The 19,727-nt window shown below is 63.8% G+C and carries 14 protein-coding genes; 4 read left to right on the top strand and 10 right to left on the bottom strand.

All coding sequences use genetic code 11. The features are described 5' to 3' along the window. Nucleotides 1-37 precede the first annotated feature (37 nt). Complete coding sequence (locus tag FAZ97_RS31710) at nt 38-2,002, top strand: beta-galactosidase (protein ID WP_158762731.1); 1,965 nt, start codon at nt 38-40, stop codon at nt 2,000-2,002. Between the two features lie 53 nt (nt 2,003-2,055). On the opposite strand, the gene FAZ97_RS31705 is transcribed toward FAZ97_RS31710, so the two are convergent. After that, nucleotides 2,056-3,153, bottom strand: a complete 1,098-nt coding sequence (locus FAZ97_RS31705) for a porin (protein ID WP_407671950.1) — start codon at nt 3,151-3,153, stop codon at nt 2,056-2,058. Nucleotides 3,154-3,602: 449 nt separating this feature from the next. Then, a complete protein-coding gene (locus tag FAZ97_RS31700; protein WP_158762730.1) occupies nt 3,603-5,105 on the bottom strand; it encodes an SH3 domain-containing C40 family peptidase in 1,503 nt (500 codons plus the stop codon). A 365-nt stretch (nt 5,106-5,470) separates the two neighbouring features. On the opposite strand from FAZ97_RS31700, the gene FAZ97_RS31695 reads away from it, so the two are divergent. After that, the gene (locus FAZ97_RS31695) at nt 5,471-8,083 is read left to right on the top strand and encodes a type VI secretion system Vgr family protein (RefSeq protein ID WP_233271994.1); all 2,613 of its coding nucleotides are present in this window, start codon (nt 5,471-5,473) and stop codon (nt 8,081-8,083) included. A 466-nt stretch (nt 8,084-8,549) separates the two neighbouring features. On the opposite strand, the gene FAZ97_RS31690 is transcribed toward FAZ97_RS31695, so the two are convergent. From FAZ97_RS31690 to FAZ97_RS31660, 7 genes are read right to left on the bottom strand one after another with little or no spacing between them, the layout of a single operon-like run. Further along, nucleotides 8,550-9,596, bottom strand: coding sequence for an ABC transporter substrate-binding protein (locus FAZ97_RS31690; RefSeq protein ID WP_158762729.1), 1,047 nt, complete (start codon nt 9,594-9,596; stop codon nt 8,550-8,552). A 12-nt stretch (nt 9,597-9,608) separates the two neighbouring features. After that, the gene (locus tag FAZ97_RS31685; RefSeq protein WP_158762728.1) at nt 9,609-10,745 is read right to left on the bottom strand and encodes an NAD(P)/FAD-dependent oxidoreductase; all 1,137 of its coding nucleotides are present in this window, start codon (nt 10,743-10,745) and stop codon (nt 9,609-9,611) included. After that, nucleotides 10,738-12,174: an FAD/NAD(P)-dependent oxidoreductase gene (locus FAZ97_RS31680; protein WP_158762727.1), complete on the bottom strand. Its 1,437-nt coding sequence runs from the start codon at nt 12,172-12,174 to the stop codon at nt 10,738-10,740. The genes FAZ97_RS31685 and FAZ97_RS31680 overlap by 8 nt, the downstream gene beginning before the upstream one ends. Then, nucleotides 12,171-12,509, bottom strand: coding sequence for a (2Fe-2S)-binding protein (locus FAZ97_RS31675; RefSeq protein WP_158762726.1), 339 nt, complete (start codon nt 12,507-12,509; stop codon nt 12,171-12,173). The genes FAZ97_RS31680 and FAZ97_RS31675 overlap by 4 nt, the downstream gene beginning before the upstream one ends. A 47-nt stretch (nt 12,510-12,556) precedes the next feature. Then, nucleotides 12,557-13,351 (bottom strand): ABC transporter permease, encoded by a 795-nt coding sequence (locus FAZ97_RS31670; RefSeq protein WP_158762725.1) that lies wholly within the window; start codon nt 13,349-13,351, stop codon nt 12,557-12,559. A 12-nt stretch (nt 13,352-13,363) separates the two neighbouring features. Further along, nucleotides 13,364-14,224, bottom strand: a complete 861-nt coding sequence (locus tag FAZ97_RS31665; RefSeq protein WP_233272021.1) for an ABC transporter permease — start codon at nt 14,222-14,224, stop codon at nt 13,364-13,366. Between the two features lie 28 nt (nt 14,225-14,252). Then, nucleotides 14,253-15,353 (bottom strand): ABC transporter ATP-binding protein, encoded by a 1,101-nt coding sequence (locus FAZ97_RS31660; RefSeq protein ID WP_158762723.1) that lies wholly within the window; start codon nt 15,351-15,353, stop codon nt 14,253-14,255. A 321-nt stretch (nt 15,354-15,674) separates the two neighbouring features. Here FAZ97_RS31660 and FAZ97_RS31655 point away from each other — a divergent pair, with 321 nt between their 5' ends. Continuing rightward, a complete protein-coding gene (locus tag FAZ97_RS31655; protein ID WP_158762722.1) occupies nt 15,675-16,538 on the top strand; it encodes an IclR family transcriptional regulator in 864 nt (287 codons plus the stop codon). A gap of 513 nt (nt 16,539-17,051) precedes the next feature. After that, nucleotides 17,052-18,053 carry a GNAT family N-acetyltransferase gene (locus FAZ97_RS31650; RefSeq protein ID WP_158762721.1) on the top strand — a complete coding sequence of 334 codons (1,002 nt, stop codon included), beginning with the start codon at nt 17,052-17,054 and terminating at the stop codon, nt 18,051-18,053. 23 nt (nt 18,054-18,076) lie between these two features. Here the strand turns inward: FAZ97_RS31650 and FAZ97_RS31645 are convergent, their stop codons facing one another. Then, nucleotides 18,077-19,267 carry a glycosyltransferase family 4 protein gene (locus tag FAZ97_RS31645; RefSeq protein WP_158763344.1) on the bottom strand — a complete coding sequence of 397 codons (1,191 nt, stop codon included), beginning with the start codon at nt 19,265-19,267 and terminating at the stop codon, nt 18,077-18,079. Nucleotides 19,268-19,727 lie beyond the last annotated feature (460 nt).

Genomic DNA, 19,727 nt, shown 5'->3' with positions numbered 1-19,727 from the left:
CGTTATCCCGACGTTATTCCGAGGCGGATTGTCACTCATGCAAATCGGTGTTTGCTACTACCCCGAACAATGGCCGCGCACGATGTGGGCCGACGACGCGCGCCGCATGGCCGAATTCGGCATCACGCACGTGCGCATTGGCGAATTCGCCTGGAGCCGCATGGAACCGCGCGCGGGCGTGTATGAATGGGCCTGGCTCGACGACGCGATCGAAACGCTGGCGGCGCGTGGCCTGAAGATCGTGCTTGGCACACCCACGGCATCGCCGCCGAAGTGGCTCGTCGATGCAACGCCCGACATGCTCCCCGTGCGCGCGGACGGCACGCCCTGGAACTATGGCTCGCGCCGCCACTACGACATTGCGAGCGAGGCGTATCGCGCGCATTGCGTGCGCATTACAGAGGCGATGGCGCAGCGCTACGGCGCGCATCCGGCGGTCGTCGCATGGCAGACCGACAACGAGCTGGGCTGCCACGACACCGTGCCGAGCTGGTCGAACGCCGCGCAGCGCCGCTTCCAGGCGTGGCTCGCGAAGCGCTACGGCACGATCGAATCGCTCAACGAGGCATGGGGCAACGTATTCTGGAGCATGGAGTACCCGTCGTTCGAAGCGGTGGGGCTGCCGGTGCGCACGCCGACCGACGCCAACCCCGCGCATCATCTGGATTTTCGCCGTTACCTGTCCGACGAAGTTGCCAGCTTTCATCGCGAGCAGGCGGAGGTGCTGCGCCGCTACGCGCCGAATGCGGATGTGCTGCACAACTTCATGGGCTTTTTCACGACCTTCGATCACTACCAGTTCGCGGCGGACAAGGCCATCGACGTGGCGACGTGGGACAGCTATCCGATCGCGCGTACCGAAGTGATCGGGCTGCCGGAAGCGGAGAAGGCCCGCTACGCGCGCACCGCGCACCCCGATGTCTCCTCATTCGACCACGACCGTTACCGCACGATTGGCGGCGGCCGCTTCTGGGTGATGGAGCAGCAGGCGGGGCCGGTGAACTGGGCGCCGTGGAACCCGGTGCCGGCTCCTGGCATGGTGCGCCTGTGGGCCTACGAAGCGTTCGCGCACGGCGCCGAACTCGTTTCATATTTCCGCTGGCGGCAGTGCCCGTATGCGCAGGAACAGATGCATTCGGGCCTCAATCTGCCGAACAACGAACTGTCTCCAGGCGGGCGCGAAGTGGAACAGGCCGCGCGCGAAATCGCGGCGAGCGAGGTTTTGCGCACGCTCGCGCCGGCGGGGCGAGCCCAGGTGGCGCTCGTGTTCGATTACGAAACACAGTGGATGTTCGAGATCCAGCGCCATGGCGCGAGCTTCGACTATCAGGCGCTCGCGTTCGACTACTACAGCGCGCTGCGCGAGCTCGGCCTCGATGTCGAAATCGTCTCGCGGCATGCGGATCTCTCGGCATACCGGCTCGTGGTGGTGCCGTCGCTGGCGGTGATCGACGATGGCTTCGTCGATCAGATCGAGCGCAGCGATGGCCTCTGGGTGTTCGGGCCGCGCAGCGGTTCGAAGACCGCGCACTTTGCCATTCCCGGCGATTTGCCGCCCGGTGCATTGCAGCGCGTGCTGCCCTTGCAGGTGATCGAGGCTGAATCGCTGCGGCCAACGCTGGCGCCAGCGGTCACGGTAGGCGGCGCGCAGGGCGCGGCGGTGCATTGGCGGGATCACGTGCGCGCGAACGGCGCCACACGGATTCAGGCGCAATTCGAGGACGGCTGGCCTGCATTGCTCTCACATGGCCGCGTGCGTTACGCCGCCGCATGGTTCACGCGCGAACTGCATCTCGCCATGCTCGAAGGAGCCGCCCGCGGCGCGGGCCTCGCAACGCAGCGCCTGCCGCAAGGGTTGCGCGTAAGCCGGCGCGGCGGATTGTGTTTCGCCTTCAACTTTGGGGAGCAACGCTCGCAGGCTCCGGCCCCCGAGGGAGCGGAGTTCGTGCTGGGCACGCGTGAGCTTGCGCGAGGCGAAGTGTGCGCGTGGCGAGCAGGCTGACGCAGGGGCGGTGTTCCGCGTCGCGCTACGCGCCCGCGGAACACCGCCGTGCATCAGAACAGATGCCGTATGCCGATGCTTGCGCCCACCGTCGAGCCGGAGACTTCAAAGAGCGCGTTGTTGATCGACAGGCCCGTGTCCATGCGTCCGTGATTGTTCACGTAGCCAAACTGGCCGTAAAGCGTCGTGCGTTTGGAAAGGTAGAACTGCACGCCGGTCGACGCCAGCAGCGAGTGGTTGCTGCCGTCGTTGCCGTCGCGCGTGTACCAGACGCCAGCATCGACGTCGAGGTAAGGCGTGATCATGTAGCTAAGGCCGCCCGAGTAGACGCTGTTGTCGAACGACTGCGCAACCTTGTAGAGCGCATAGGAAGCGGAGATCGTGAGCGAGTTCGGGAAGCGATAGCTCGCGCCGATCGTGCGGCCCACGAACTCCACGGTGCTCGGCACCGGCGTGGAGGTCGCGCTGCCTCCGGCGTTGCCGCTATAGAGCGCGCCCGTGAGCGTGAAGCCTGCGATGTGGTAGCGCAGGCTCGCCGAATACTGGCGTCCCGCCTGGAAGTTGCCCGCTGCGCCGCCCATCGCGAACATGCCCATCGCCTGGATGCCGGCGATTTCCGGCGACGTATACGTGATGGCATTGCTGTTGAAGAGGCCGGTCACGTACACGTTATTCACATAGCTCACGAGGCCGCTGCCGAAGTACGACATGCCGCGCGGGTCGGTCTGGTAAAGCGAGAGGAAGAACGGTGAGTACTGCAAACCAGCCTTGACCGTACCGTAGGGGCTTTCCATGCCGACCCACGCCTGCCGCCCGAAGAAGTTGCCGTTGGAATTGCTGAACTGGCCGTTCGCGATGCTAATGCCGCTTTCAAGCGCGAACACCGCGCGCATGCCGCCGCCCAGGTCCTCGGCGCCGCGCATACCGAAGTTCGAGCCGGACATGCCGCTGTCCGTGAACGAGAACTGATGACCGGCGTTCTGGCCGGTCGCCATGTTCATCGTATGGCTCGTATAGAGAATCGACCCGTCGACGATGCCATACAGCGTGACGGTGCTCTGCGCGCTCGCGACCCCTGCCGCGCTCATCAAACCGGCCGCCGCAAGGCAGCGCACCAGCCATTTCATGCCGAGGTTGTCGCGTTGTGACATTTCGTCATCCTTAGTGTTATTTGTGGATTGAGATCGGTGCTGACAAGGTGCTACGGGCGCTTCAGGCAATGCTCCAGGGAAAACCGCAGTAAAAACCGCAGTGAAAACGTCAGGCAACAGGAGGCCGGGGTTCCTCGCGGAACCGCTCGAATGGGAATGCAGGGGGTGCTGCCCGGAGAACTACTCTGTGTACGGCGCTCTGGCGCGGCGGCCGGGGTCCTCTCGCTCGCGCAGGAGCAGCGTGGACGAGCGCGTGGTCATCGTGGGCTTGCTGGAAGGCATGAGCCGGATTGAATGCGCGTTCACCGATCGCTTCTCCCCAGACGAGAGGTGTGCAACGTTGACGGAATGCTACGTTCGATGGGAGGTATTTTTGTACGACCGTGCGGAATCTGTCATCCTGGGAGAAACGATCACACTTTGCGTGGGAACAACGCCCTTTCCTCGCCTTACCCGGCCGGATTTTCCTCCTCCTGAGGCGGCGCGACTCCGGCGGGCACGCCCAGAATGCTGACCTGGAAAACCGGCGTGCCAGCAAGCGACTGGAGGCCTGGGTCTTCGGGATAGGCGAGCAGCAGCGGCAGGATCACCGAGCCGCCGATCACGGCGCGGCGGCTGTTGTCGGCGGGGCGCAGGCCCCATACGTCCTGATAAACGAGCGGCACGGTCTTGCCGTTGCGCTGCGTGTTGCCGAGATAGAGCATTACGTGGCCGCCAATATAGATGATCGTGCGCATGGGCGCGCCGTGCTGCACGAGCCAGTCGAGGCGTTGCGCGGGCGTGGAGGCCGAAAGATCGGTCATCTCCCCGGCGGTCATCTGCGTGGACGAATGGCGCGGCAGCCACACGCCGAACGCCGCGAAAATGCTTTGCAGTTCGGCCGAGCAGTCGTTGTCGAAGTTCGTGTTGCCCCAACCGTAGGGGCGGCCGATCAGCGCCTTCATCAACTGTGCGAGGTGGCGCGGCGTGGCCGCGAGCGGCGCGGGCACGATGACGTTGGAATCGAGCGCCGCCGTGCGGATCGCCGCGTGGCCGTTAATGTCGCGGGCCGGCACGAGCACTTCGCCCGGCGTCGCGCCGGAAGCGGGCCGCAGCGGCAGCAGCGTACCGGCGGGCGCTTCGAAGCGGAACACGCCGCCGTCGTCGCGCAGCGCCGCCGAGGCCACCACCACGACGCCGAGCGACCGGTGCGCCGCCGCGCGCCACGCCGAAACGAAGGCGTCGTCTACGCTCGCCACGCCGTCGCTGCGCACCCAGCCTTGCACGTCCGGCGTCTGCACGTAGCGCCAGGCGCCGTCCACGCTCGTGCCGAGCACGTAGAGCGGCGTGCCCGGGCGCACGGCGCTCACCTGCAGGTTGTCGAACGGATAGCCTTCGCCCGCAATGCGGTGTGAATAGAACGACGGATCGATGGTGGGCAGTTCACGCACGTACAGCGCGGTCGTGGCGATGGCGCGGCGCGTGGCGTCGAAGCCGCTGGCCTGTTCGAACTGGTTGACGTTGGCGTTGCGCTCGATGGCGTCGATCCACGCCTTCGTGTGCGGCCGGAAGTTCATGCCGTAGCCGATGCGCCGGGCCTCCTTGTCCGTGTTGTCGAAGTAGGCGAGGCGGCGCGTTTGCAGGGCGGCGATGTCGCTGCCGCCGTCGCGATACATGCGCTGCTCGACAAACGCGCGATTCCACGGCGACGGGTCGTTCGGACCCGCACCGAAATAGCGCGCAACGAGCGCATCGAATTGCGCGCGCTGGACTTCGGGGGAAAGGAAGGGCTTGTCGTAATCGGCGCTGGCCGGATCGATCCAGTGATCGACGTTCTGGTCGTAATGCTCGATGGGGAAGAGCGTGACTGTGTCGGGCGGGAACGGCTGGCCGGCCTGGTTTTGTGAACCCGGCCCGGTTGCGCACCCTGGCAGCACGCACGCTGCGGCTAGCGCGAGTGCGAGGATGCGCATGCGCGGATCATGGGCGAACGCGGAAAGGCGAATCGAAGAAACGAGGGTGGAGCGCATGGGCGAGCGGGCGGTTCGACAACCCGCGGATCATACAGGACGCGCCGCGGTGCAAAGCAAAAAGAGAGAAGACCCGCAGGACAGGCGAGGGGGGCAGGCGGTCAAGGTGAATCACCAGATTAGCCAGGATTTGGCGAATATCAAATCGTTGCGAACTCAAATGCGCTGCGAATCGTTGTGCCCAGATTTGAAAGGCATTTTCGGATCACTCCCATATCCCGCGCAGACGCTACGCGTGAATATCGCTTGATCAGGCGAAGAAGATTGCTCATTTGGGCTAAATCACCGCCGTAGATCAGGAGTGTTGCTTGAATTCACGCGATCCGCTGGTGCGTCCTGGCATCGACGTTCACCAGTTCTACACCCTCGACATGCCGCATGTGGCCGAAGCTGCCAGAGCCGATATCTTTTCCTTCACCGGCCACCGCGCCATAGGTGAGCCGGACAAGTACACGATCCAGTTCACGCACACGAGCCCCGACCTCTCGCGCTCGGACTTCCTCAATCACATGGCCGCGTTCGTCATTCAGCCGCCGCCGCCTACCCGCTGGAGCGAGCCCGAAGCTCCGCGCCGTGTTCAGGGCGTCATTACGGCATTCGCCCAGTTTCCCGGCTCGCCAGATCAAACGACATACGAAATCACGCTTGAATCGCGCCTGGCTCTCCTGCGCAATACGCCACGTTATCGCCACTTTCTGGACAAGAAAGACCCCGAAATCATCCAGCAGATTTTGAAGGAACATGAATTCAACCAGATATTCGCAGAGACCGTATTCGACCTCTATCGCGAATACCGGAAGCGGCCGATCGTCATGCAGTGGGGCGAGGATGACCTGGCGTTCATCCAGCGACTATGCCGCCGAAGCGGTATCTGGTTTGTCTGTGAAGAAGGCAAGCTATGCGGCCGCGTGCGCTTCGGGGACGACTTCTCGAAATACACGCGCGACCGGGAGCGATTCGAGCGACCGTATCACGACCCAGGCGGATTGCTTACGAGCGGCAGGGAATCCGTGAAGTCGCTGGTCACGCGTAGCGCGACGATGGCGGCGAGCCAGGTCGTGCGCAGTTTCAGCCCGGATGAGCCGTTAGGCTTGCCGATCGAGGCCGAACGGGAAAGCGAGCGTGTGCGAAAGGGTAAGGACTGGGTCGCCGACCGCACGACGTACGGCGAAGCGTACGCATGGGGCATCCCATACAGCGATGCGCAAGCCGCGAAAGAAGAAGTCACGCTACGCCACGAGGCCGCACGCGCGGCGCAGGTCATCTACACGGGTACGTGCGACATGCTGGATATCGCACCGGCGTGCGTAGTCCAGTTATCGAACAGGACCTTGCCCGATGCCGCGCATGGCATTCTGATAACGGCGATGACGTGTAGCGCTTCCCGCAAGGAAGGCTACAAGGTGGCATTTGCGGCAATACCGGCCGATCGCCAGTACCGTATGCCGCTGCTTGAGCATACCTGGCCGCGCATCCCGGGCGTGATAACCGGAACGATCGCAGCGACAAAGGACTATGAAGGCCCGTACCTTGACGACCAGGGACGCTACATCGTCCACCTTCACACTGACCGCGATGAACGCGTAAAGGGGCTGGAAAGCTGTCCGATGCGGCTTGCCAAGCCGTTCGCTGGACCAGGGGTAACCGGCTTTCACTTTGGACTCGAACCGGAAACGGTCGTTATAGTTCGCCTCGGTTTGTCAAGAACAACGGACATGAAATATAGAGGTGTCGGTCTCGTTGAAACTCAGCTTTCGCCAAGTGACTTCGCGAGAGCCAGAGAAGTACACGACGAGCTCTGCAAAGCTGCAATCGCCAAGCCTGAAACCGACATCGAAACCGACCCCGAGATGACCTATTCGTTGCGCTGCATGCAAGACGGGAAGCTAGCGGCCTATCACGGCCAGTTTCGCGATCTAACGAAGAAGGAGTGGTTTCTCTCAAGCAAGTTTCAGCAGGACATACTGGCCAACTATGCGGACAAGGGACGTTCTATCGTCAAATTTGACGTGCGGGTTCCCGACGTCCATCGGGAAAAGGACAAGTTTGCTGTTGCCGTTGCCTTTGTGAATAGCGGCCGGTATCCCGTTCAGATGATCACACCGGACAACTGGGACAGGTTATGGGGGCAACGCCTTGATATCAGCGGATTCCGCGTTGGTGGCGGTGGAGAGTGGCGTGCGGATCTGGCGGGTCAGTCAATCATTAACAAAAGCGACTATCCTGTCGAAACAGTGACCACAATGGGGAAGTCGATAACGACGGTGAAAATTCCACCCGGCGAAACCGTCACGTACAAGTTCCTTGCCGTCCCTACGGGCAAAGTGCCGAAGGGCCAATACAAATTCGGAACCCTGGTCTACGCAAGCATTACCGTTACAGGTGTGAACGGCGCTGGCGGCACTGTCAATTTTCTTGGTGACGAAGAATCAGCGCCCATCACCTTCGACAGGGACTTTCCCTCTACGCCGGACGAATGGAAGGATTACGAATCGCGACAGCGCGCCAGGCTGTCCGAACATGTCATTTTACCTGGGAACGCAGTAGCCGAAGACGGCTACTACCGGCTGATATCGGAAACCGGCCAGCGTAGCCGTTGGGTGTATCCGTTCAACCAAGGCGGGCAGAGTCACAGATCGGAGCGCATTTACGATTCCAAAGGCGAGCCATTCCCTCTTCGACCGCTTCCTGTATGGCAATGGGAAGCCGATCTCGCGCGCAGTACGCTTTGCTCACCTGGCGAGCCATGCCCTCGCGAAGGAATCTGGGCCGGAGGCAGATTCGGCCACAGTTTCAACACACCCGATGAATACATGATCCACGAAAAACGCACATTCAGAGCGGGTGAAATCATGCCGCCCGTCATCGCCTACGGTGCTAACGAGGTGCCATACGCTTCCTGGTATTGGCTAGGAGCATGACATGGAAAGACGTGGATATATCCGGCAAGGCGACCGCACGACGAATGGCGGATTCGTACTCGATGGCATCGAGGGGACAGAAAACCTGGGGAAAGAATTGAGCTACCTTTTCGCGAAAGTCCGATGTTACATATGCAAGACAGACGGCTTTATCGCACCGTCTGGAAGTCGTCCCAAAGACGATCTTGGAGGGGGCAAGCAACCAGCGCTGGAATTCGACATCTGCAAATGCCAGTGCGATCCGCCGCCGCGCTTGATCGCTTCAGACTGCGACATGACTGCATGGGTCTAGATGGCAACGCCCCGGCGAACTCGCGGGCGGGTTCGCCGGGGTGCCGATCAGAGCCCGGGATCGGCGGGGCTCTGTCGCTCAAGGTCAAACGGACCGGTTCCTGCACTGCGCCGACATGATCGACTATTGCCGCCTTGTTGGCGCAGCGCGGCACGTTGCCCGCGAATCAAACACTCATTGCTCGATCTGCCGGTTCCAGCGCGAATCCCATTGCGCGCGGTGTTCGTTGATGACGTCCCAGTCCACTACCGTCACCTTCTTCACGAGCTGATCGAGATTGCCCAGGCTCTTTTGCATGTCGGGCGGCATGGTCGCGTTCTGGTTGGTCGGAATCTGCTTGCCGGCGGCGGCCGCCTTGCTTTGCGCAGGCGCTGAAAGCAGGAACTGCGCGAGCTTTTGCGCGAGTTGCGGGTCCGGATTGTTCTTCACCACGCACAGATCGACGAGCAGCAGCACGGCGCCTTCCTTCGGGTTGGCGTAGGCCACGGGCAGGCCCTTGTCCTTCAGGTCGCCCACGGCCGTGGGCGTGAGCGGGAAGATGCCGGCCTCGCCGGTCTGGATCATTTCCGAGAGCTTGGCCGAGTTCGGAATGTATTCGACGACGTTCGGCCCCACCGTGCTCGCCCACTTCGTGAAGCCCGGCTCGACATTGGTCTCGCTGCCGCCCATCAGGCGGTTGATGGCGAGAAAGCCGTGCAGGCCAAAGGTGCTGCTCGAAGCCGACTGGAACACCACCTTGCCCTTGTACTTGGGATTGGCGAAATCGAGCCACGAGGTGGGCGGCGCCCAGCCTTTATCCGCGAACAGCTTCGTGTTGTAGCCAATGCCCGTCATGCCGAGCTGCACGCCTGCGCCCACGTCGCCCTTCATGCGCGCGAACGGATAGAGTTCCTTGAGCACGGGCGAATCGTCGAGCTTCTCGCACACGCCCATGCTCACCGCGCGCGCCATCACGCCGTCGTCGAGAAAGGCGACATGCATCTGCGGGCTGTTGCGGTTGGCGAGGAGCTTCGCGAGCACATCGGAGGAGGTGCCGGGCACGACCACCACCTTCACGTTGTTGGCCTTTTCGAAGTCGGGCAGGACCTGGCTCGTGTAGGCCTTCTCCATCGGACCGCCGTTCATGCCGATGTAGATCGTCTTCGTTTGCGACCAGGCGCTGGCGGAGAAGCCAACGGCAAAGAGTGCGGCGAGCGAGACCAGTGTGCGTGTGAATTTCATCGTGGGGACTCCTTATTTGATTGGGAGAGCGGCATGAACGGAAGACTGCGTGAAGCGGCCGATAGCGAACGCTTCGATGGGGGTGCTCGTCGCGCCGTCGGTCACGAGTTCGGCGAGGACTTCGCCTACGCCCGGCGCCAGCAAAAAGCCGCCGCCGGAAAAGCCGAACGCGTGCAAAAGGCGCGGCGTGGTGTTGCTCAAACCGATGATGGGGTTGTTGTCCGGCGTTTCGCCTTCCACGCCGCTCCACGTGCGGATGAGCAGGGCGTCTCGCAGGCCGGGCAGCAGCGCGCAGGCGTCGCGCATGACAGCGCGCGTGGTGGCGGTCGAAGGCTGCGCGTATTCGCCGTCGCCGTGTCCGCGGCCGCCGCCTATCACGCAGTTGCCGCGTTCGACCTGCCGTGCGTAGACGCCGCCGCCATACACGCCGAGGTTGTGCTCGATAAAGCGCGGCAGCGGCTCGGTCACCCACATGTTCGGGTAGATCGGCTTCATCGGTACGGTTTCGCCGAATGCGCCCGCTACCGTGTTGGCCCACGCGCCCGCCGAGTTGATGAGCCAGTCGGCGCTGATGCGCTCGCTGCCCGCGCGCATCTGGAATCGCCTGCCGTCGAAGCTCAGGTCGCTGAGCGCGGTCTGCTCCTGCACGTGCGCACCGGCGCGCCGCGCCGCCGCCGCGAAGCCGGGCGAGACGAGACGCGGATTCGCATGGCCGTCGCTCGCGCAGAGCGCGCCGCCGATGGCGGCCTTGCCGAGCCACGGGTAGCGGCGGCGAAAGGCGTCGCCGTGCATGACGAGCGACTCCACGCCGAACTCGAGCGCCATGGCGGACCATGCGTGCAGCGCTTCGAGGTCGCTGTCGCGGCGCGCGAGGCGCAGGTGCCCCGAAACGACGAATTCGCCGTCGATGCCGATCAGTTCGGGCAAGCGGCTCCACACACGCCGGGCGCGCATCGCGAGCGGCAGTTGCTCGGCGCTGCGGCCGTGCGTGCGCACGCCGCCGTAGTTCACGCCGCTTGCCTGCGCGCCGCAAAAGCGCCGTTCGAACAAGCCGACGCTCACGCCATTGCGCGCGAGCGCGAGCGCTGCCGAAGCGCCGACGAGCCCGCCGCCCGCAATCACAACCTGGAAGTGGCGCGTGTCACTCATCGTGGGCTTCCTCTTCGATGACCTGCACGCCGTCGTCGAACAGCATGGGTGAAATGGGAATCGGCTTGATGGGCGCCTGGCTGCGCAAGCGGCCCACTTCGTGCAGCGGATTGCCGGTTTCGGCGCTGAGGAGCGCCATGGCGGATTCGCCGCACATGCGCCCCTGGCAGCGCCCCATGCCGATGCGTGTGAGCGCCTTCAGGCGATTGACTTCAGTGCCGAGACCGTTGCGGATGCAACTGCGCAGCGTGCCCGCATCGACTTCCTCGCAGCGGCAGACGGTCAGGTCGTCAGGCCAGTTGGCGGCGCAGTGGGCCGGAGGCGCGAACGCCTGCTCGATGCCCACGCGAAAGCGCGTGATGCGTTCGAGGCGCTTTTCGATCGTCGCTGCGTCGGGCAATCCGGCGCCGTGCGGTGGCGCTTCGGCGCCGATGTCTTCGAGCACCGCGAGTGCCGCGCGTCGTCCCGCGAGTTCGGCGGCATCGGCGCCCGCGATACCTGCGCCATCGCCAGCGAGATAAACGCCTGGCACGGAGCTGCGGCCCGCCGCATCGCGCTCGGGCAGCCAGCAGCGGTTGAGCGCGTCGAAGGCGAAGCGGCAGCCCGCGAGATCGGCGAGCTGCGTTTCGGGCCGCAAGCCGTAGCCGAGGCCGACCGCGTCGCAAGCCAGCGCGTGCTCTTTCCCATCGGCCGCGTGCCAGCGGATGTATTGCACCGCTTCTTCGCCTTCGATGGCCGCGAGCGAAGCGCCGTGCTCCATGCGCACGCCGTGCGCCTTGAGCCACGCGACGTAATAAACGCCCTTCGCGAAGGTGCCCGGCTGGTTGAGCAGTTTCGGGGCAGCGGCGGCCTGGCGCGCGAACGGGCTCGTGTCGAGCACGGCGGCCACTTGCGCGCCCGCTTTGGCATATTGGTAGGCGACGAGATAGAGCAGCGGCCCGGTGCCGGCGAACACCGTGCGCTGACCAATGGCGCAGCCCTGCGCCTTCAACGCGACCTGCGCGCCGCCGAGCGTATACACGCCGGGCAGCGTCCAGCCGGGCATCGGCACGATGCGGTCAGTCGCGCCGCTCGCGATGATCAGATGCGACCACGGCACGCTGGCCTCGCGGCCCTCGCGCAGGGTGTCGAGCCGTCCCGGCTCGCACGACCAGGCGAGCGTGTCGGGGCGATAGTCGATCTTCGTAAGGAGGCCGGCCATGGCGCGATGGACGGCATCGGCTTTCTTCGCCTCGAAGCCGTAGAGCGCGGCCTTCGTGCGCGCGAAGCCCGCACCGGCTGCGGGTTGGCGATAGATCTGGCCGCCCCAGCGCGTGTTCTCGTCGATCACGGTGGGGCGCAGTCCCGCAGCCACGAGCGTTTGCGCGGCGCGAATGCCAGCGGGTCCTGCACCGACGATGACGATGCGGGGAGGCTTACCCGTGCTCATTGCGCACCCCCTTCAAACACTTCGGCATCCGAATCGATGCGCGTCAGCACGCGCATGCCTTCACGCAGCGGCGTGGAGCAGGCGCGCAGGCGTGTGCCGTCCTCGCTGCGCACCCAGCAATCCTGGCAAGCGCCGATCAGGCAGAAGCCCGCGCGCGGTTCCGCGCTGAACTCGCTGCGGCGTACATGCCGCTGGTGTGTGAGGATCGCGGTGAGCAGCGTATCGCCCGCGAGCGCCTTGACTTCGACGCCGTCTAAAACGAAGGAAACGCTCGCGCGCGCGGTTTCGGCAACGCGGACGAACTGGGCAGGGGAAAGCGGCGTGACGGTGCTCATGAAAGATCAGTGGCGCGGCAGCAGGAATCGGAAGAGGCGGGCGGCGTTCAGTGCTGCCCGATCAGAATGCGGTTGAGCCCGTACACACGGTCGAGCAGGAACATCGCGCCGGCCGTGATGAAAATGACGAGCGCGGAAACGGAAGCCATCATCGGGTCGATCGACTCGGTCGCGTACATGTACATGCGCACGGGCAGCGTGACGGTTTGCGGAGAGGTCACGAAGATCGACATCGTCAGTTCGTCGAAGCTGTTGATGAACGCGAGCAGCCAGCCGCCCGTGATGCCGGGCACGATCATCGGCAGCGTGACGCGGCGGAAGGTGGTCCACGCGTTCGCGCCGAGCGAGGCGGCCGCATGCTCGATGCTGCGGTCGAGGCCGCTGACCGAGGCCAGCACGAGCCGCATGACGAACGGCGTGATGACGATCATGTGCGCGAGGATCAGCCACGCGAACGAGCCGGTTGCACCGATCAGCGCGAAGAAGCGCAGCAGTGCGATGCCGAGCACGAGCCCCGGAATCACGAGCGGCGAAAGCAGCAGCGCGTTGAGAAAGCCTCGGCCCGGAAAGCGCGCGCGGCCAATTGCCAGACCGGCGGGCAACGCGATAGCGAGCGAAAGCGTGGCCGAAGCGAACGCGAGCTTGAGGCTGTTGAAGAACGCGGTGATGAAGTCGGGGTAGTCGAGAATCGCGCGGAACCAGCGCAGCGAGAGGCCGTGCGTGGGAAGCGTCAGCGTTTCGTCGGGCGTGAAGGCCACGAGAATGACAATGACGAGCGGCGCCAGCACGAACAGAATGACGAAGCTGTGGAACGTGAGGGCGAGCGGTCCGTTTTTGCGCATGATGTTTTTTCCTTAGCCCATGCTGCGCGCGTAGCGCCGTTCGAGCACGCGGTAGTAGGTGAGCATCACCACGAGATTCGCGACGAGCAGCAGCACGGCAATGGTCGCGCCGAGCGGCCAGTTCATCGAACTGAGAAACTGGTCGTACACGGCGGTGGCCGCCACTTTCAGACGCCGGCCGCCCAGCAGGCCCGGAATCGCAAAGGCGCTCGCGGAGAGGCCGAACACCATGAGGCTGCCCGAGAGAATGCCGGGCATGAGCTGCGGCAGCACGATGCGGCGCAGGGTGGTGAAGGGCGACGCCATCAGCGAGAGCGCCGCGTTCTCGGTTTGCGGATCGAGCCTTTGCAGCGCGGTCCACACCGGGATCACCATGAACGGCAGCATCACATGCACCAGTGCGATGACGATGGCGAACGTCGTGTATTCGAGCTTGAAGGGGCCCGCGCCGAACAGGCCGAAGAACTGGTTCACGAGGCCGTTCGTGTTGAGCAGCATGCTCCAGCCGAACGCGCGCACCACCACGGAAACCAGCAGCGGGGCGAGGATCACGAGCAGGAACAGCGAACGCCACGGGTCGCGCATGCGCGAAAGGATGTATGCCTCGGGCGTGCCGATCACGACGCATAGCAGCGTGGTAAGCGCCGCAATGCCGAAGGTGCGCAAAAAGATGGTGTGAAAGTACGACGAGCCCAGCACTTCTACGTAGTTATGCAGATCGAATGCGGCGATCGGGCCGCTCATCGGATCGAAGCGGTAGAACGTGAGCGCAAAGGTCATGGCGAGCGGCACGAGCACCAGCGCGGCGAACAGCAGCATCGCGGGCGCGCTCATGAGCCAGAGCGGCATGTAGGCCTGCCAGCCCGCGCGCATCGTGGCACGCGGCGCGCGTGGTGAAGCGTCAAGCGTGCTGGACACGAGCGCCCTCCTGGTGAATGAAGCGGATCGCGTCGCTATGCCAGTCGATGCCCACCTGCTCGCCTTCGGCAAGCGGCTCCTTGCCCTCGTTCTGGCAGCACACCAGCATCTCGCCCGCACGGCTGTCGAGGCGGTACAGCCATTGGCTGCCCAGGAAGAAACGGCTTGTCACACGTCCTGCAAGACGGCCCGTGCCGCTCGCGCACAACTTGAGTTTCTCCGGGCGAATGCACAGCGTGATCGCGTCGCCCACCCCCACTGCGCGGCCGCGTTCGGGCAGTTGCGCAGTCGACCCCGTTTCCGCGAGGTCGTGGCCGAGATCCACGCGGATCGTGTCGCCCTCGCGCGCGACAATGCGGCCCGCGAGCATGTTGGCCTTGCCGATGAACTGCGAGACGAAATCGTTCTCCGGCCGCTCATACGCGCGATAAGGCGTGTCGACCTGGGTGATGCGGCCGCTTTCCATCACGACCACGCGGTCGCTGATCGAGAGCGCCTCCGACTGATCGTGCGTGACCATCAGCGTGGTCGTGCCGATCTTGCGCTGGATCGCACGCAGTTCGAACTGCATGTCTTCGCGCAGCTTGGCGTCGAGATTGGACATCGGCTCGTCGAGCAGCAGCACGGGCGGCGCGATCACAATGGCGCGCGCGATCGCCACGCGCTGGCGCTGGCCGCCCGATAGCTCGCGCGGAAAGCGGTGCGCGTAGGCGTCGAGGCGCACGAGCGCGAGCGCCTCGCGAATGCGGTCCCGGCGCTCGGCTTTGTCCACGCCGCGCATTTCGAGGCCGAAGCTCACGTTCTGCTCCACGCTCATGTGCGGAAAGAGCGCATAGCTCTGGAACACGATGCCGAGGCCGCGCTTGTTCGGCGGCATATGCGTGATGTCGCGCCCGTCGAGCGTGATGCGGCCGCGCGTGGTTTCCACGAAGCCGGCGATCATCTGCAGCGTCGTGGTTTTCCCGCAGCCCGAGGGGCCGAGCAGCGAGACGAACTCGCCTTTTTCCACCGACAAGTTGACGCCGGTGACCGCTTGCAGGTCGCCGAACGATTTCGACACATCGGTCAGGGTGAGGAACGACATGGTGTGGCCTTCCAGTACATGGGTTGCGCCGGCACTCGCTGAGCGAACTGCGGTGCGTGACGTTGAGCCGACTGTAGCCAGCCAAATTTTGGGTCGTCAATTTAAAATTCCATCGAGTGATAGAAATCTGGCTTATATTCCGTTCTACGGAATTTGATCCGGCGCGAATCTATCGGCGATTTCATTCGATGGACTTCGGGAAATCCCTGAATCATCCGTCACAGGCGGGCAGCCCTATGACGGCGCAACGATTCGAGCAGCACGCGCATTTGTACGAGCATTCCGCGGAGATTCCGCTGAATGAAATAAATCGAGGTCGATATGACGGCAGTGGAAGAGAAAAGTGGAACGCCAGCCGACGACGCGCGCGGCGCGGGTGTGTTGCAGCGCGCATTCGCGGTGATCCGCGCGCTGGGCGCGAGCCAGGCGGAAGGCAGCCGCGTCACTGCGCTCGCCAAGGCCGTGGGGCTGACGCAGGCCACCGTGCATCGGCTGCTGCAGGGGTTGATCGCCGAAGGGGTGGTCGAGCAGGACGAAGGCACCAAACGCTATCGGCTGAGCGTGGACTTCTTTGCGCTCGCGGCGCAGGCGGGCAACCCCAGCGGCATGCGCACGCTGTGCCGGCCCGCGTTGCTGCGCCTGTGCGCAAGCCTTGGCGACACCATTTTCCTGCTCGTGAAGAGCAGCTTCGACGCGGTTTGCCTCGATATGTGCGAAGGTCCCTTTCCGATCCGTTCGTTCACGGGCGATATCGGCGGGCGCGTGGCGCTCGGCGTGGGCCAGGGCAGTCTTGCCATTCTCGCGTTCCAGCCCGAGGCCGAGCGCGAAGAAATCATTCGCTTCAACGTGCCGCGCCTGCGCAGCTATGGCGTGCTGGACGAGGTGTATTTGCGCACGGAGATCGAGCGCGTGCGCAAGCTCGGCTACGCGGGGCGCAATACCGGCGTGCTGGAGGGCATGGCGGGCGTGGCCGTGCCGATTCTGGACCAGAACGGCTGCGCCGTGGGCGCGCTGAGCGTGGGCACGCTGGCTGCGCGCCTCACGGAAGACCGGCTGCCCACGATCGTCGAACTGCTCAGGCGTCAGGCCGAGATCATCGGGCCGCAAACGAACCCGTTCGACGTGGCGGTGCGCCGCCCCATGCATGGCCTCACGCGAGCGATGACGACGCAACCATTGGCTTGAACGACGATGGGCCGGGAGACGCCGGGTAACGTGGATTCCTAACTAAACGTTTTAATCGCGAATCGTTCTCGTTAGGCATGCTGTGCGCATCGGTGCGCAAGCGGTCTGCCGGTTGACACAATGCTGCAATGCGAAATCGAGCAGTATGATCGGACGAAAATCATCCAGGGGGATAACCCAGCCGCATACGTCTTGGTTTTGGCGTAAACGGGCAGGGGGCGGTTCGTAGACTGGAGGCGATGTACGAATGCAGTTCGCCGCGATGGCGCTTTGCGGTCCATCGCAGCGCGAGCAGGTAAGCCCGGAAACGAAAATAGAAGCGCTCGAAGCGCCGTCTTGCACGTAGTCCCGCGAGACCCGGGAGCGAAAAAAGCCGCCTGCCGCGTGAACCGTCATATTGCGTACACGCCGTTGCCATGCCGACTAGAAGCGGTTGAGGAGCGTGGGCGCCGGGGGGGAGGTAAAGCGCGTGTGTCACCCGCGGCGCTTGCAGACAGAATATACCGGTGATTGATGACGACCATAAACGACCGGACGTTGCCCGTTATCGAGGCACCGGCTGAGACAGTTGCGCCGGTGCCGGTACGCGCGGCGCCTTCGATCTTTCACGAGCGCTGGTGGCTCGATATCGCCACGCAAGGCGAATGGAAGCTTGCGGTGGTGAAGCAGAACGACGAGGTCATCGGCGAGATGCCGTACGCGATGCAGCGCACGAGGCTGTGGCGTGTCTCGCACCTGCCGCCGCTTACGCGCACGCTCGGTCCGGTGATCAAGTGCGTGACCGGCAGCGAGGCCCGCCAACTGCATCATGAACTCGACGTCACCGGCAAGCTGATCGAGCAGTTGCCCGACTGCGACAGCTTTTTCCAGGTACTCGACCCGCGCATTGACGACGCGCTTGCGTTCGCGCTGCATGGCTTTACGGTGTCGGCGCGTTACACGTTCCGCATCGACCGCAATACCACGGCAGACGAGGCGTGGCAGCGTCTGAACAGCAAGACGCGCAACGTGATCCGCAGCGCCTCGCGTGAATTGACTGTCGTGCCGGACCTCACGCCCGACGAGTTCATTGCGTTCTACGAAGCGAATCTCGCGGCGCGCTCGCGTACCAATGCGTACGGAGATGCGGTCATGCGCGACCTCGTCCACGCGTTCGTCGACCGTAAGGCCGGGATGCTGCTTGGCGCGTATGGGCAGAATGGGAAACTCGTGGCGGCGGTTGGCCTCGTCTGGGACCATCAGACGATGTATTACCTGCTTTCGTCGCGCGCACAGGACGCGCACAGCGGCTCGATCAGCCTGCTGCTGTGGAGCGGCATTGGCCGCGCGCTGGAGCGCAAGCTCACGTTCGACTTCGACGGTTTTTCGAGCCCGTCGACCTTCAGCTTTCTCAATGGGTTCGGTGCGACGCTCACGCAGCGGCTGGGCGTCGAGCGCCACGGCACGGTGTATTTGCTGATGCGTACGCTCAAGCGCAAGTTCGCGCCAGGGCGGGTTTTCGCACCCAATCTCTGAGCGGCGGCGAGCTGCGTCGCGCGTTAAACGAGTTCGTGCCGGGCGGGGTCGCTTGCGCTGCGGGTCGTGACCTCGGCAAGCTCCAGCGCGCTCGATGCGAAGAGCAGTGGCGTCCAGCGCCGGATCGTACTTTGCGCGCCGGCGGCAAAGCGCTCGCGCAGCGCGGGCTCGCTGCCCAGTTCGCCGATACGTTGCGCGAGCGTCGATACGTCGCGCGGTTCGACCACAAAACCGTTCACGCCGTCTATCACCACTTCGCCAGCCACGCCGCAGGTGCGTGTGACGATGGCGGGACACCCGGCAGCAAACGCTTCGTTCACGCACAAACCCCATTGATCGAACTCGCTCGCCAATACGACGAATTCCGCGAGCGCATAAAGATTCGGCATCTCCTGGTTGGCGAGTGAGTTCAGTATCGTCACATGCGGCGTGAGGCCGAGCGACGCGATGCGCGCACGCAATTGCGCTTCGAGCGGACCCTGACCCACCAGAACGAGGCCGATATTCTCGTTGTACACGCCGGATTTACGGTAGGCGTCGATCAGTACATCGACGTTCTTGCGTGCGACGAACCGGCTCACGCACAACACGTAGCGCTGCGGCAGTCCGAAGCGGGACCGCACGGCTTCGGGGTTGTCGCTCGCGGCCTGCGCGAGATCCGAAAAATAGTCGACATCGATCACATCGAAGCCGATGCGCGAACGTTCCTTCGGAATACCAAGCGATTGCGCATAGCGGCGATGTTTCTCGCCCGCGACGAGCGCGCCGTCGAAGCGGCTCACGATGAAACGCTTGAGCCGCTCCTTGGTGCGCTGGCGCAGTCCGTCGTCGGCCTTCGAGTCCGACATGTAGATGAGCTTGAAGCGCCGCGTGAGATGCCTGAGGAAACAGAGCACCGCCGAATAGCCGGTGTTGTAGCCGAGCGTGATGACCACGTCGGGCATGAAGTTGCGTACCTTCGCAATGAGACGCGCGGTGTCGCGCGCGCCGAGGCCGTCACTGTCCGCGCCGTCTTTCACCAACGTCTCCGCCATTCGCGGGCGGTTCGCAAAGAATGCGGCACGGCGTTCCTGCGGGAAGCCGTAGACGCCGGAGCGCGCAAAGACTTCGAGAAGCGCCACCTGATGGCCGCGGCCGGCGGCCGCGCTAACGAGCGCCTCGTAGCGAGGGACGTGGTAGTCGCCCAGGTTGCCGATGACGAAGAGAATGCGCATGGACAATGACGGCTCACGGTGGCGCTTGGTTGAGCAGGCAACGCACCGCAACGGTGCCTGGCCAGCATGAAATCCCGGGCAGTCGTCCTGACCTGCCGGGCAGCGTTCGCTGCGCCACGCCGCTGGCACATTCGCGGCGAGGACCCGCAGTCACTCCGTTTGGAGCATCGTAACCCGATTGTGTGGCGTTTTTACGCAATGTCGGCGATCAGCGAAAACTTGTCCGATATGGCGGAGTCGATGCAAACCGAATGAAAACCCACCGGACATTATTTCCAGCGGATCGAACGGTGCGCATCGGGAATGGCACGCGGCTTGCATCGATCAGATCATTTCACGCCTCCCGCATGGCAAAGCACGGGTTGTGCCTGGTGCGTGGCCCCGGTTGGTAACCCCGGCTTGTAACCAACTGTCATCACCATTTCCGTCAATTGCGGCAATGGGATGAAAACTGTCACAT

It is taken from the genome of Paraburkholderia acidiphila (assembly GCF_009789655.1).
In the GTDB taxonomy this organism is placed as follows: Bacteria; Pseudomonadota; Gammaproteobacteria; order Burkholderiales; family Burkholderiaceae; genus Paraburkholderia; species Paraburkholderia acidiphila.
This window is presented reverse-complemented; position numbering and strand designations above follow the sequence as displayed.

What these genes read in the sequence shown, in the direction of transcription:
- FAZ97_RS31660 (WP_158762723.1), bottom strand. Translation starts at nt 15,353, where the DNA reads ATGTCGTTCCTCACCCTGACCGATGTGTCGAAATCGTTCGGCGACCTG.
- FAZ97_RS31710 (WP_158762731.1), top strand. Translation starts at nt 38, where the DNA reads ATGCAAATCGGTGTTTGCTACTACCCCGAACAATGGCCGCGCACGATG.
- FAZ97_RS31700 (WP_158762730.1), bottom strand. Translation starts at nt 5,105, where the DNA reads ATGCGCATCCTCGCACTCGCGCTAGCCGCAGCGTGCGTGCTGCCAGGG.
- FAZ97_RS31705 (WP_407671950.1), bottom strand. Translation starts at nt 3,153, where the DNA reads ATGTCACAACGCGACAACCTCGGCATGAAATGGCTGGTGCGCTGCCTT.
- FAZ97_RS31690 (WP_158762729.1), bottom strand. Translation starts at nt 9,596, where the DNA reads ATGAAATTCACACGCACACTGGTCTCGCTCGCCGCACTCTTTGCCGTT.
- FAZ97_RS31645 (WP_158763344.1), bottom strand. Translation starts at nt 19,267, where the DNA reads ATGCGCATTCTCTTCGTCATCGGCAACCTGGGCGACTACCACGTCCCT.
- FAZ97_RS31665 (WP_233272021.1), bottom strand. Translation starts at nt 14,224, where the DNA reads ATGCGCGCGGGCTGGCAGGCCTACATGCCGCTCTGGCTCATGAGCGCG.
- FAZ97_RS31675 (WP_158762726.1), bottom strand. Translation starts at nt 12,509, where the DNA reads ATGAGCACCGTCACGCCGCTTTCCCCTGCCCAGTTCGTCCGCGTTGCC.
- FAZ97_RS31655 (WP_158762722.1), top strand. Translation starts at nt 15,675, where the DNA reads ATGACGGCAGTGGAAGAGAAAAGTGGAACGCCAGCCGACGACGCGCGC.
- FAZ97_RS31680 (WP_158762727.1), bottom strand. Translation starts at nt 12,174, where the DNA reads ATGAGCACGGGTAAGCCTCCCCGCATCGTCATCGTCGGTGCAGGACCC.
- FAZ97_RS31670 (WP_158762725.1), bottom strand. Translation starts at nt 13,351, where the DNA reads ATGCGCAAAAACGGACCGCTCGCCCTCACGTTCCACAGCTTCGTCATT.
- FAZ97_RS31650 (WP_158762721.1), top strand. Translation starts at nt 17,052, where the DNA reads ATGACGACCATAAACGACCGGACGTTGCCCGTTATCGAGGCACCGGCT.
- FAZ97_RS31685 (WP_158762728.1), bottom strand. Translation starts at nt 10,745, where the DNA reads ATGAGTGACACGCGCCACTTCCAGGTTGTGATTGCGGGCGGCGGGCTC.